This window comes from Flocculibacter collagenilyticus (genome assembly GCF_016469335.1).
GTDB classification, from domain to species: domain Bacteria; phylum Pseudomonadota; class Gammaproteobacteria; order Enterobacterales; family Alteromonadaceae; genus Flocculibacter; species Flocculibacter collagenilyticus.
The window spans coordinates 1,561,437-1,575,372 of the sequence record NZ_CP059888.1 but is presented as its reverse complement, the minus strand read 5'-3'; the positions used below and the strand labels follow the sequence as shown (position 1 = coordinate 1,575,372).

At 39.3% G+C, this 13,936-nt stretch carries 9 protein-coding genes; 1 reads left to right on the top strand and 8 read right to left on the bottom strand.

Annotation, left to right across the window (positions count from 1 at the left end; all coding sequences use genetic code 11):
• Window positions 1-120 precede the first annotated feature (120 nt).
• Both HUU81_RS06985 and HUU81_RS06980 read right to left on the bottom strand, forming a co-directional pair.
• Window positions 121-2,439 (bottom strand): acyl-CoA dehydrogenase, encoded by a 2,319-nt coding sequence (locus HUU81_RS06985; RefSeq protein WP_199611515.1) that lies wholly within the window; start codon window positions 2,437-2,439, stop codon window positions 121-123.
• 21 nt (window positions 2,440-2,460) lie between these two features.
• Complete coding sequence (locus HUU81_RS06980) at window positions 2,461-3,099, bottom strand: TetR/AcrR family transcriptional regulator (protein WP_199611514.1); 639 nt, start codon at window positions 3,097-3,099, stop codon at window positions 2,461-2,463.
• A gap of 281 nt (window positions 3,100-3,380) precedes the next feature.
• On the opposite strand from HUU81_RS06980, the gene HUU81_RS06975 reads away from it, so the two are divergent.
• Window positions 3,381-5,243, top strand: a complete 1,863-nt coding sequence (locus HUU81_RS06975) for a M2 family metallopeptidase (RefSeq protein ID WP_199611513.1) — start codon at window positions 3,381-3,383, stop codon at window positions 5,241-5,243.
• Between the two features lie 98 nt (window positions 5,244-5,341).
• On the opposite strand, the gene HUU81_RS06970 is transcribed toward HUU81_RS06975, so the two are convergent.
• From HUU81_RS06970 to HUU81_RS06945, 6 genes are all read right to left on the bottom strand, one after another.
• Window positions 5,342-6,898: a SulP family inorganic anion transporter gene (locus HUU81_RS06970; RefSeq protein WP_199611512.1), complete on the bottom strand. Its 1,557-nt coding sequence runs from the start codon at window positions 6,896-6,898 to the stop codon at window positions 5,342-5,344.
• 216 nt (window positions 6,899-7,114) lie between these two features.
• Window positions 7,115-8,452: a DUF2254 domain-containing protein gene (locus HUU81_RS06965; RefSeq protein WP_199611511.1), complete on the bottom strand. Its 1,338-nt coding sequence runs from the start codon at window positions 8,450-8,452 to the stop codon at window positions 7,115-7,117.
• Between the two features lie 272 nt (window positions 8,453-8,724).
• Window positions 8,725-8,973 (bottom strand): DUF2164 domain-containing protein, encoded by a 249-nt coding sequence (locus HUU81_RS06960; protein WP_199611510.1) that lies wholly within the window; start codon window positions 8,971-8,973, stop codon window positions 8,725-8,727.
• A 4-nt stretch (window positions 8,974-8,977) separates the two neighbouring features.
• The gene (locus HUU81_RS06955; RefSeq protein ID WP_199611509.1) at window positions 8,978-9,922 is read right to left on the bottom strand and encodes a class I SAM-dependent methyltransferase; all 945 of its coding nucleotides are present in this window, start codon (window positions 9,920-9,922) and stop codon (window positions 8,978-8,980) included.
• The gene (uvrB, locus tag HUU81_RS06950) at window positions 9,915-11,915 is read right to left on the bottom strand and encodes an excinuclease ABC subunit UvrB (RefSeq protein WP_199611508.1); all 2,001 of its coding nucleotides are present in this window, start codon (window positions 11,913-11,915) and stop codon (window positions 9,915-9,917) included. Before uvrB ends, HUU81_RS06955 begins: the two co-directional genes overlap by 8 nt.
• A gap of 11 nt (window positions 11,916-11,926) precedes the next feature.
• On the bottom strand, window positions 11,927-13,303 hold the full coding sequence (locus HUU81_RS06945) for an MATE family efflux transporter (protein ID WP_233520590.1): 1,377 nt from the start codon (window positions 13,301-13,303) through the stop codon (window positions 11,927-11,929).
• Between the last annotated feature and the right edge of the window lie 633 nt (window positions 13,304-13,936).

The window sequence follows — 13,936 nt, the reverse complement described above, 5'->3', positions numbered from 1 at the left end:
GAATTTAAGAAGCTTGGAAAGCACCACTAGGCAAGTTAGTGGCTCAAAAAACAAGAAAAGCTGAATAACTTCAGCTTTTCTTGAGGTAGTAATTAAAAACTATGTGTTTTTAATCTTCATTTAGGCAACGTCTTTATCAAAATTTAGTGCCATTGACTTAAACACATCCGGAGCGAAGCTATCAACATTAATAGCTTCCCAGCGAAGCTTCTCAGCGTGCTTCAGCTGTGTTGCCTCATCTTCTGTGATAATGCCTTTCTCTTTGGCAATGCTAATTGCATCTTTAAGCGGCAATTTACGTTTCATCTCGCCCGCTTTTTGCGCTTTCGTGATCTTTCTGAAAATGTCATCGGCTTCAGACATAGCAATAAATGCATGTTCCATATGACCTGTTAAATCATCTTCACTTTCACCCACATAACAAAGGTGAGTTAAACGATCGCGCATCACGCCTGGCGTCGTCATTGAATCGCACATTGCAATTGATAAATCATCTTTTGGCATTTTGTAATTAATACCGAACGGGAAGATCATCACTTTTAATAGATTAGCAACAACACGGTTAGGGAAGTTTTCAAAGAAACCACTAAACGCTTCACCAGTTAAGAATAAGCAACGCTGCAGCGCATAATGTACATATGGTAAATCAGACGCTTGGTGTCCATCATCTTCAAAACGTTTAAGCACGGTAGAAGCAATGTATAGTTGACTGAGCACATCGCCTAAACGCGCAGATATCATTTCTTTACGTTTTAGGTCACCGCCTAAAATTAACATTGAAATATCTGACGTAAAAGCTAACGCTCGGCTCATTCGTGTTAACTGCTTATAGTATGAGCTGGTTTCACCTGAAACTGGCGAATCGTTAAATTTAGCATCCGTTAAACCTTGGAATAAGCTGCTAAACGCATTTCCAGCTGCGTACTTCACATGCTTAACAAGCAGCGAGTCAAACGACTTTAAACCTTGTTTAAAGTTTGTATTTGCTGCGGCTTCCATTTCATCAAATACAAACGGATGACAACGTGTTGCACCTTGACCGAATATCATCAAGTTACGTGTAAGAATATTCGCACCTTCAACCGTAATTGAAATTGGGATCCCCATGTAGCCATGACCTAAATAGTTTTTTGGTCCTAGCTGAATACCTTTACCAGCATGAATATCCAAAGAGTCGTTAATACAGTCACGTCCCATTTCAGTCATGTGATATTTTGCAATAGCAGTAATTACCGATGGGCTTAAGCCTAAATCGATTGCACCTGCCGTCATGCTTCTCATGGCTTCTAATACATAGGTATTTGCACCAATGCGTCCCATTGCTTCCTGAACGCCCTCGAACTTACCAATCGACATACCAAATTGACGACGCACTGATGTGTAAGCACCTGTCATTCTACTGGTTAAATGCCCCGTTGCAGCACTCAGTGCAGGAAGTGAAATACCTCGTCCAGCTGACAAACATTCAACTAGCATTCTCCAGCCCTTACCCGCAAATGAAGGACCACCAATGATCCACTCAAGCGGAATAAATACGTCTTGACCATAAGTCGTACCATTCATAAAGGCCATGTTCATTGGGTAGTGTCTGTCTCCTACTTCAACCCCTTTGTGCGATGTAGGAATAAGTGCACAGGTAATGCCCAGCTCTTTTTCATCACCTAATAAACCATCTGGATCTTGCAATTTAAATGCTAACCCCAGCACTGATGCTACTGGCGCAAGTGTAATATAACGCTTGTTCCAATTTAGGTTAATACCAAGTACTTCTTTCCCTTCATGAGTACCTTTACATACTACACCGTTGTCTGGAATACCACCTGCGTCTGAACCTGCTTCTGGCCCTGTTAATGCAAAACACGGTACGTCAGTGCCATCTGCTAAGCGTGGTAACCAAAAATCTTTTTGCTCTGGTGTGCCGTAGTGCATTAATAATTCACCTGGCCCTAACGAGTTTGGCACCATTACGGTTACAGCGGCCGTTAAACTACGCGTTGCAATAGTTGCAACAATCGTGGAGTTTGCAATTGCTGAAAATTCTCGCCCACCAAATGCTTGAGGAATAATCATCGCGAAGAAACCTTCTTTCTTCATGTAATCCCAAACTTCTTGTGGTAAATCTTTTTCTTCTTGAACAATCTTGAAGTCGTCTAGCATTTTAATCAGCGTTTGCACTTCATTGTCTAAAAATGCTTGCTCGCGTTCATTAAGTTTTGGTTTTGGAAAATTATGCAGCTTTTTCCAGTCAGGCTTACCTTGGAATAAGTCACCATCCCACCATACATCGCCGGACTCCATCGCTTCACGTTCAGTAGTCGACATAGGGGGTAATATTTTTTTGAAGATTTTAAAAACAGGTTCGGTTATGAGTTTTCGGCGTATATTGCCAACGCCAAGTATGATTGCTAGCGCAATCAAAATAATAAAAATAAACTCCATGGTTATTTCCTCTTAGTAATACTAACGATCAGTGTGCGGCGTAAACGGTGCCGCGAATCCAGACGATATAAAAGGGATAACCTTTTCTATCACGTGTTTAATGGTTACGTCTTGATTAAAATCAGCTGTAGAAATTTCTGACAATGCATCAATTGATGCCATTGTGAAAACAGCAGTTCCCAACGTAAAATGCAAGCGCCAGAAGACTTCGCTTGCTGGTAGCTCAGGGTATGCGGTGTGAATGAGTGAAATAAATCTATCTAGTGGCTTACCATAATTTGCATATAGATATTTACGAAGATGTCCTTGGCTATCGTAATAACCTCTACCCAATAGCTTCAAATATATACGAGTACCATTGGGCTTTAGTTCATTAAGCATTAACAAGGGTCGAATGTGTACTGAAAAAACATCGTCTAAATTCGGCGTTTTTTTGGTATCTAGCAGCTTATCAATTTCGTCATCTAATGCTGGCATAACAACGCATAAATAGCGTTCAAGCACCTGCTGAATAAGCTCTTTTTTAGAGCCGAAGTGATAATTAACTGAAGCAAGGTTAACGCCCGCTTCGCTGGTGATTTGTCTCAATGAAGTATCACTAAATCCGTTCTCCGAAAATAGTGTTTCAGCTGCATCAAGAATTTTTTCTTTGGTCGACAATTATTTACCTTTTAAAACAAACGTCAAACAGCTGCATAAAACAACCGTATTAAACAGGTGTTTGAATTTACGTTTTAACCTTGTTTATGTCAAGTCATCTAAGCACATTATAAATTTAGTCGCGATCCTCAAGAATGCTAGCGGCTAATGATCATTAGCCCATGAATTTTGTAAGAATAAAATGATCAAAAATTACCACACATATGCCAAATACTGTGTATTTTTCTCTTTGCTGGAATGCTATATACTGGCTGCGAATTTAAACAATAGGACTTATAAAAATGAGAACAAAGTCATTCAAGCTCTCACTTACTGCTTTAACGGTTATTTCATCGTTAGCATTAAGTGGTTGTGGTGAACAGCTGGTTAATGCTAAACCAGCCTCTTCTGCAGAATTATCTAAAGAAGCGTTAAATCATCAACCAACTGCAAAAGAAGCGAAAGCATTTGTTGATAAGGCAGGTAAACAACTTGCAGATCTATATTACGAAGCAAGCCGTGCAGAATGGATTTATGCAAACTTTATTACCGACGATACTGCATCACTAGCTGCTGATATTAACGAAAAACTTACTACAATCATTGTTGACTTAGCTAATCAAGCTGCAAAATATAATAATCTTGAACTTGATTACGATACGCGTAGAAAGCTAGAAAAGTTAAAGCTAGCCCTGACTATCCCTGCCCCTTCAGACGCTAAAAAAACCGCTGAACTGTCTAAAATTGTTGCCGACCTAAGTGGCATGTACGGTAAAGGTAAATACAACCATAAAGGTGAAACGTTAAGCCTTGGCGATATGACGCAAATCATGGCGTCGTCTCGTGACTATGAAAAATTACTAGATATTTGGACTGGTTGGCGTCAAGTATCTCCGCCAATGCGACCTTTATATCAACGTCAAGTTGAGCTAGCTAACGAAGGCGCTAAAGAGTTTGGTTATGCTGACACAGGTGCAATGTGGCGCTCCAAATACGATATGCCAGCAGATGACTTTGCCAATGAGCTTGACCGCCTATGGGGACAAGTGAAGCCACTTTATGATGCCCTTCACTGTCATGTTCGCGCTGAATTGGGCGAGCAATACGGTACCGACAAAGTGCCTCAAAATAAGCCTATTCCAGCACACCTTTTAGGAAATATGTGGGCACAAACCTGGGGGAATATTTACGACATTGCTGCACCAGAAAATGCAGATCCAGGTTACGACGTAACAAGCCTGCTTGAAAAGCATAACTATGACGAAATAAAAATGGTTAAAGGGGCTGAAGGCTTCTTTACATCTTTAGGGTTTGAACCATTACCTGATACATTCTGGGAACGCTCATTATTTACGAAACCTGCAGATCGCGACGTGGTTTGTCATGCATCAGCATGGGATTTAGATTCAAAAGACGACTTACGTATTAAGATGTGTATTCAACGTACGGGTGAAGAGTTTTCAGTTATCCACCACGAACTTGGTCACAACTTTTATCAACGTGCATACAAAAACCAGCCTGTTTTCTATCAAGAAAGTGCTAACGATGGTTTCCACGAAGCCATTGGTGACACCATTGCCCTATCGGTTACTCCGGGATATTTAAAAGAAATTGGTTTATTAGACAAAGTACCAGATGAGTCTAAAGACTTAGGCTTATTGATGAAAATGGCTCTGGATAAAGTCGCATTCATTCCATTTGGCTTACTTGTTGACCAATGGCGTTGGAAAGTATTCTCTGGCGAAATTACGCCTGAGCAATACAACACAGCTTGGTGGAATTTACGTGAAAAATATCAAGGTGTGATGGCACCTGTAGAGCGTAACGAAAATCACTTCGATCCGGGTGCTAAATATCACGTTCCTGGAAACACGCCTTATACCCGTTATTTCTTAGCGCATATTTTACAATTCCAGTTCCATCGCGAACTTTGTAAAATTGCTGGTAATGAAGGCCCTGTTCATCGCTGTTCAATTTACAACAGCAAAGAAGCCGGTAAAGCATTAAATGCAATGCTTGAGATGGGTTCTTCACGTCCGTGGCAAGAAGCGCTTGAAGCGTTAACTGGTAGTAAAGAAATGGACGCAACTGCTATTCTTGATTACTTTGCACCGCTTAAAACTTGGTTAGACAAACAAAACCAAGGCCGTCAGTGTGGCTGGTAAGTAAAAGTCGAATAAACAAAGATTTATTGACGATATAAAAAAAGCACTTAGCGAATTTTTTCGTTAAGTGCTTTTTAATTACTTAGCAAAGTAACTGTTTAATCTAATTTATCTGACACCACTTTATAATGTGGATCTTCAGTAAAATTCACTTCCACTAAATCACCCGCTTTTTTCAGCAACTTACAACAATCTTCACTTAAATGACGAATGTGTAATGTTTTACCTTTCGATGTGTAGCGCTCTGCTAAGGTATCAATGGCTTCTATTGCTGAGTGATCGGCAACACGACTGTATTTAAACTCTACAATAACGTCTTTAGGATCGTCCTGAACCGTGAATAACTCTAAGAAATGAGACACCGAACCAAAGAAAAGCGGTCCATGTAATTCATAGACTTTTGAGCCATGCTCGTCTACAAATGTAGTCGCATAAATTTGTTTAGCATGTTCCCAAGCAAATACTAATGCAGACACAACCACACCAACTAATACTGCAATCGCTAAGTCAGTAAATACTGTCACACTTGAAACAAGTACAATCACCAATGCATCAGCCACAGGCACTTTGTTCATTATTCTGAAGCTTGACCATTCAAACGTACCCAGAACAACCATAAACATAACACCAACTAGGGCAGCAAGCGGGATCATCTCTATTAAGCTTGAACCAAATAGAATAAAGGCTAGCAACATTAATGCGGCTGATATACCTGATAAACGTCCACGACCACCAGAGTTAATATTGATCATACTTTGGCCAATCATGGCACAACCACCCATACCACCAAAGAAACCAGTAGCAACGTTTGCAACACCTTGACCCACACACTCGCGATTACTTTGACCACGCGTGCCTGTGATTTCGTCAATTAAAGACAGCGTTAATAACGATTCAATTAAACCAATTGCTGCCAGCACTAACGCATACGGGAAAATAATTCTTAATGTTTCTAGGCTAAATGGCACATCTGGCACCATAAAGCTTGGTAACCCTCCAGCGATTGTTGCATTAGCATCGTTAGTCATTGTTTTTACAAAATCAATGACTGTACGCGTGTCTAAGCCAAGTAAATGTACTAACGCTGTTACTGTTACAATGGCGACAAGTGAAGATGGAATGGCGGTAGTAAGTTTAGGTAGAAAGTGAATGATTGCCATGGTTAAAGCAACTAGACCCAGCATTAAATACAATGCTTCGCCCGACATCCACACTAAATCGCCAGAGGCATCTGGCACCTTGAATTGCCCTAACTGCGCTAAAAATATAACAATGGCTAATCCATTAACAAAACCAAGCATTACTGGATGCGGCACAATACGGATAAACTTACCCAGTTTAAACACGCCTGCCAGTACTTGTAGAATCCCCATCAATACAACGGTAGCAAATAAATACTGCACGCCATGTTGCGCCACTAATGCAACCATAACCACAGCAAGTGCACCTGTTGCACCAGAGATCATCCCCGGACGACCACCTAGAATAGAGGTAATCAAACCAATCATAAATGCAGCATATAAACCAACCAAAGGCTCAACACCTGCAACAAAGGCAAATGCAACCGCTTCTGGTACTAAAGCTAACGCTACAGTTAAACCCGATAACACATCATTTTTAACTGATGAGCTTGTTTTTGTTAATAAATTAAACATAAAAAAGTACTAAACCCTCTGACCGAATTAGCACCATATGTGCTAATGCCCTACCGCTTTTTTACCACCTTGGCAAAAATGGCGTGAATGCTAACAAACCTGAGGTTAACCCGCAACAAAACACCACTATGCAGCTCAAATTAGCTGCTTCATTATCTATTTAGGTACTATGTTAGGCTCTGATGAAGCGTGTAAAGCTGTTTAAATATAGAAGGCCTAGGCATGATTAGACAAGACTTCCATTAACTTATCATAACGAAGTTTAATATCTTCTAAATCGTTCGGCTCGTTAACACTCGCTTGGCTACCGCGGAAAATCATATTGCCTTGTCGCTCAATCGCGCTTCGTTGTTCTTGTGTATTAGCTTGTTTAGCAATAGCAGTAAGCGCTTCTAACAGCCTTATGATTATTGAAATACTCGTCATTCCGTACTGTCTTACTTGATCGAATGCCTCGTTTAACATGCCAGAAAAAGTGACCGTTTTGGCAATCACTCTTAGTTTATTATTATCGTCAAAACGATGGGGGGAAGGAAATGACTTGTCAGTAAGATAACACATTGTAGAAGCTAAGCGGTCTACACAACCTAATGCGGTATAAGGGTCGTTAATACCCGGAGATAAAGCACGAATAGCCACTTCCACTAATTGTCTAATAGCAAATTCTGCATCTTGCTCGGGTGTTCGTTGTGTTCCAATAAAAAACAAATCAGCCAAGTTATTCGTAGTTTTTGCATCAATTCGCGTTTTACTACATACCGTAAGTAAACATGAGCCTGTAAAAATATAATCGCCTGGACTGATATCAAGTTGAACTATGTAGTCGTATTCTGTTGCAAATGCCAATAGCCTTTCATGATCAACCGCCTGCAAATAACCACTGCGCGGTGCCGTTATCTCGAATTTATTATCCGCATAACTTTTAACAATACTCTCTACTTCGTCATCCGATAAATTAAGCCCTGAATCGCTACTGCCAATCGCAGCGGGAAATATTCGACGCACTTGATGGGTAAGCTCGCTATACACATCTTCACAAACGTTATCAGCTTGAATGGATGCTGACACATGATGAATAAAGTAAATAAGCACGCCAACGCTTAATATTGCTAATACCAAGCCAAACAGAACAGATAAATTTGGTACAAAATAATGCTCACCAGATAAATGAATTGCTCGCAAAATAATTAGGCAATAAATAAACGTTGAAATAAATGTACCGAGAACAAATTGCACTCCTCTGTCGGTCATAAAGTTACGCAATAATCGAGGACCAAATTGTGAAGAGGCTAAAGTAAGTGCAACAATAGTAATTGAAAATGCCACACTGGTGACATTAATCATTGAACCTGCAATCATGGTTAAGATAGAGCGAGCGCCTTCAGGGCCAACCTCCCCTAACATTTTTGTGATAAAAGTAATGTTGCCTTGACGGGTTTTATCTAGATCTATGAATAGAAATGAAAGGTAACCTGAAAATACGACCATCAAGGTAGGAATAAACCAAAAGCTGGCACGAATGCGCTCTAAGTAATTATTTAATAATGTTTTCATTCACGCTCGCTTTATAAGCACTATTCGTTATCGGTAGATTCAGGTTAACGGTATCTTGAATATAAATCCAATTTAAATTCAATACGTTAGTGTATAGTTAGGTATAGAATATATGTATACATATTGCAACGAAGGGTAAAAATTACTGCCATTCTATACACTTCCCTACACCTAAAAATAGCAGTTGAATGGTTAAGACGTGAGCTGTTGTAATCAGTGGCTATCAGCCTTACTTAGTATTGCACTACTTGCTACTAAAAATACTAGCCATACTAAACAGGTGTTACTTGCTCTATTTCGTACAGAGCATCATTAATAAGCTCTACTTTTTCCGAAATAACTTGCTGCGCATCGTTTATGCCTTGATTGTAATAGTAAACACCAAAGTGCTGAGCAATAAAGTCTAGCAGAAAATCAGCGTCGAATTGCCCCAAATCATAATCGAGTTCATTTTCAAAATAAGTTTGTAGCTTGCTGATTAAAAACGCTTTTTGCTGCTCATTTAATACTATTTTCTTCACTGCATTAACCTTGTTTCTTAAACTTATATAACATCACTTTTAGGCTTTTTTCATCGTCTAACTCAGGAAAATCAGCATGATTTTCTAAGCGCTGTTCAAAAGATAACGTCGGACAATGCTCAGCAACCTGTTGATGTATAAAGTCAGTGCCAAGTTCAGGCGCGTTCACGCATAGCATTACGTCTGCATTTTCCGTGGCTAAGTCAGGAATTTTTCTAAGTAACTTTTGATAGTCTGACGTTAAGATAAAACTGCCTTTTTGAAAGCTCGGTGGATCGATAATAATTAACTCATAAGGACCAGCTTTCTTAATTTTGCCCCACGATTTAAAAATGTTATGGGCTAAAAACTTGGCTTTTGAGGAATCAAGCTCATTTAAGTGATGATTTTTTTGCCCTTGCGCCATTGCAGATTTATTCATGTCTACATTAACAACATTGTTTGCACCACCATCAATAGCCGCTAACGAAAAACCGCACGTATATGAAAATAGGTTTAACACATTTTTATTATTGGCTTGTTCTTTAACCCATTCTCGGCCATTTTTCATATCAGGAAAAACGCCCGTATTCTGTCCATCTCCGGGGCGAGTTATAAATTTAATGCCGTTTTCATGCGCTATCACAGGAAGCTTAGGAACTTGAAGAAGAGTGTTCGTTACATACTTATTTTTTGTTTCTACACCATGACGATATTGAATAACAATAAATCTGACTTGCTCGCTAAAATTGGCTTCTTGGCAATCTACTAATGCTTGTTCTAGTGTCGTAAACTCTGCGTCGGATAGTTCATTAAACACAGTAACAAACCAACCTTCACCGTAATAATCAACATTAATAAACCCTAAATTAGGGTACGTTTGCCCGCGACCATGAAATAACCTTTTCAATTGACCCTGTTCAACAGGAGTGCTTTTTAACTTATCTATAATATTATTATAATCAGACACGCTTTAGTGCTTCCTGTAATTGCATTACCTTATCTCTTAACGCAGCTGCTTCTTCAAACTCAAGGTTTTTAGCATGTTCCAGCATTTGCTTCTCGCACGTTTTTATTTCATCTGCAATCTCTGCAGGCGTTTTCATTACGTATTTAGTTTTCGATTCTGCAACGTTTAAATAAGTTACATCTACTTCATCGTCACCCACATCCATAATATCGGTAACTTTCTTATTAAGTGCTTGTGGAGTAATGCCATGCTTAACATTATATGCATGTTGAATTTCGCGGCGGCGATTGGTCTCGTCAATTGCCCGCTGCATTGAGCCAGTAATCTTATCGCCATATAAAATTGCTTTACCACGTAGATTTCGAGCAGCACGGCCGATAGTTTGGATAAGAGAACGATCTGAACGTAAAAAGCCTTCTTTGTCTGCATCTAAAATCGCAACTAAAGAGACTTCTGGCATATCTAACCCTTCTCGTAACAAGTTTATCCCAACTAACACATCAAACTCGCCAATCCTTAAATCGCGTATAATTTCTACTCGCTCTACAGTGTCGATATCAGAGTGTAAATACCTTACTTTAACACCATGCTCAGACAAGTAATCGGTTAAGTCTTCTGCCATTCGTTTGGTTAAAGTCGTTACTAATATTCTTTCTTTCAGTTCTACGCGTTGGTATATTTCAGACAATAAATCATCAACTTGCGTGGCGACTGGCCGCACTTCAATCTCTGGGTCAAGCAGTCCTGTGGGTCGTACAACCTGCTCTGCAACTTCACCGCATGATTTTTCTAATTCGTACTTACCGGGTGTTGCAGATACATATATAGTTTGAGGTGTAATGGTCTCAAACTCTTCAAATTTAAGCGGACGATTATCTAGGGCAGACGGTAACCTGAATCCATACTCAACTAAATTTTCCTTACGCGAGCGGTCGCCTTTGTACATGGCACCTATTTGCGACACGGTAACGTGCGACTCATCAATAATTAATAATCCATCCGAAGGAAAATAATCTATTAATGTTGGAGGCGGCTCACCCGGCGCGCGTCCAGACAAATAACGAGAGTAGTTTTCAATCCCAGAGCAATATCCAAGCTCGTTCATCATTTCAACATCGAACATTGTACGTTGCGAAATGCGCTGTTCTTCAACAAGTTTGTTATTACTTAATAATTGCTTCTTACGTTCTTGTAGCTCTACTTTTATTTCATCTATTGCTGAAAGGATTTTTTCTCTCGGCGTTACATAATGAGTTTTAGGGAAAATAGTGGCACGTGTGGTGTGTTTTTCAATGGCACCAGTTAGAGGATCAAACAAGCTTACTCGCTCTATTTCTTCATCAAAAAGCTCAACTCGTACACCAAATTTATCTGAATCAGCAGGGAATATGTCAATTACATCACCGCGAACACGGTATGTGCCACGCTTAAAGTCGATATCGTTTCGGGTGTATTGCATTTCAGCAAGGCGGCGTAAAATAACACGCTGGTCCATTAAATCACCAACTCGTAAATGCAATAGCATTTTCATGTAAAGCTCAGGATCACCCAATCCATAAATGGCAGAAACAGATGCAACGATGATAACGTCTCGACGCTCCATTAATGCCTTAGTGGCAGACAAGCGCATTTGCTCAATATGTTCATTAATTGATGCGTCTTTTTCGATAAACGTATCGGAACTGACTACATAAGCTTCTGGTTGATAATAGTCATAATATGAAACAAAGTATTCAACAGCGTTATTAGGGAAAAATTCTTTCATTTCACCGTATAACTGTGCGGCAAGCGTTTTATTATGAGCCATTAACAATGTTGGGCGATTTACTTCTTGGATTACATTCGCCATGGTGAATGTTTTCCCCGTGCCCGTTGCCCCTAAAAGCGTTTGTTGCGCTAACCCGTTTTCTAGCCCTTCAACAAGCTGCTTGATTGCGGTGGGTTGGTCACCGCTAGGGGTATAAGGTGACGATAATTGAAAATTTCTTTCCATTTTCACGGCTCCTAGACTTCAGAATTTAGCTGAGGGTTCGCTTCTGCTTGCTGTTTAAATTGAGTCATAAACCATTTATAAGCAATCATTGCTGTACATACATTACCAATTAAGGCACCAATAAATAACCCTTGAATATCATAGAAATAACCACCTAAATACGCAAACGGCACATAGAAAATGAATAGGCGTACAATACTCAACAATAACGCATTCATCGGTTTATGTAGCGCATTAAATGAAGAGTTACTTAATATAATAACGCCTTGTAAACCGTAACCGAGCGGTAAAATGTAGATAAATAATTTAATGATAGAGATAACGTTTGGATCGTCTGTAAAAATGTTTGCAATAACACCCGCTAGGGTAACCAGCAAAATATAAACAACTAATTGCCATGCCAAAACAAACTTTAATGTTTTTTTATAGGCCTGCTCTACCCTTTCCATTTTGCCTGCACCGAAGTTCTGGCTAATAAAAGGTGGTAATGTCATAGACAGGGCTAATACCACCAAGCTAGCAAGCGACTCAATTCTTGAACCAACACCAAAAGCTGCAACCGCTTCTTTACCATACGTTGCAATAATTGCCGTTAAAATCGCCATAGCGGCGGGCGTAAGCATATTAGCCCCGGCTGCCGGCATACCTATCTTCATTATTTTTGCCGCTATTGGAGCAAATACACGTGGTCTAGGCGGCAATTTATGAATCAGTTCTTTCTTAACAGCCAATATATATATGATGATGCAAAAGCCTATCGTCCATGCAATCACACTTGCAATGGCTGCGCCCTGAATGCCCATGGCGGGAACCGGACCAAAACCAAAAATCAGTATTGGATCTAAAATAGCATTCATTGCCCCACCTAAGGCCATTATTATGCTTGGCGTTTTAGTATCGCCGCTGGCTCTTAATACACTATTGCCTATCATTGGTGTGATTAAGAAAACACTACCAAAAAACCATACTTCCATATATGAATGAATTAATGGAAGCAATGCCGGTGTAGCTCCCAAAGCAGTAAATAAAGGCTCTATTAAAAAATAGCCGGCTGTGGAAAGTAACCCGACTAAAATAAACGAGAGTAAAAGCGAGCAAGTTCCATCACTTTTGGCCTCATCTACATTTCCTGCTCCTAGTGCTTTGGCAATAATTGCTGACGTGCCAATACCTAGGCCTATAGCTAAGCTAATTACTGTAAAGGTAATTGGAAAAGTAAAACTAATCGCTGCTAGTGGTTCAGTGCCCAGCATGCCTACAAAGAATGTGTCTACTATATTGAACGTCATTAGCAACACCATTCCCATTATCATAGGTACTGTCATGCGCTTTAATGTATTGGGAATATCGCCTGCCAATAAGTCTACAGGTGGCTTAGATTTACTCATTAATAAGTCGCAACCTAATTGATAAGAAAAGAGAGTTAAGTATTCTAAGCAATATGCCGCCTGCATGCTATTTAAATTCTTTCAAAATTAGCATATTAAAAGGTATTACTTAGCAGATATATACATAAGTATAACTATAGGAACGCGTTACCATGTTCTTTTTATTCTTAGTTCGGGATGTAAATGTTAAGAAGTGAGTAAATTTTACTATATTAAGTTTTTATTACAGTAATACAGGTTGGCATTAAAACGATATCTTCGTGAAATCACGACGTCATCTACTCAAATAAAGCGACTTGCGTGAGAAGCCATTTTAAAATTTTTTTAACTAAAAAAAGTTGATTTTACTTAATCTTTGCACTTGTTACTTAATAATGTTCACAAAATAGATGTAGCTGGAATGAAATCTTTCTCTGAGTTTATCTGAAAAGTAAAAAATCACTTTAAATAACATATCTATTTGATTTATATAGCTTTAATACAATTGTTTAATTTTTTACCAATCAGCTTGAAAGAGCCGTTTTTATTGGCTTTACACATACCTTAAGGGTTTAATGAACAGAGTTATCCACAGATATGGTGGATAACTAAGTCTAGCCCTTTAAAATTACGGAAAACTTAACAAGACAATTC

Excerpts from the sequence above, each read along its gene's own strand:
- HUU81_RS06985 (WP_199611515.1), bottom strand. The coding sequence starts at position 2,439 with ATGGAGTTTATTTTTATTATTTTGATTGCGCTAGCAATCATACTTGGC.
- uvrB (WP_199611508.1), bottom strand. The coding sequence starts at position 11,915 with ATGGAAAGAAATTTTCAATTATCGTCACCTTATACCCCTAGCGGTGAC.
- HUU81_RS06975 (WP_199611513.1), top strand. The coding sequence starts at position 3,381 with ATGAGAACAAAGTCATTCAAGCTCTCACTTACTGCTTTAACGGTTATT.
- HUU81_RS06945 (WP_233520590.1), bottom strand. The coding sequence starts at position 13,303 with ATGAGTAAATCTAAGCCACCTGTAGACTTATTGGCAGGCGATATTCCC.
- HUU81_RS06970 (WP_199611512.1), bottom strand. The coding sequence starts at position 6,898 with ATGTTTAATTTATTAACAAAAACAAGCTCATCAGTTAAAAATGATGTG.
- HUU81_RS06965 (WP_199611511.1), bottom strand. The coding sequence starts at position 8,452 with ATGAAAACATTATTAAATAATTACTTAGAGCGCATTCGTGCCAGCTTT.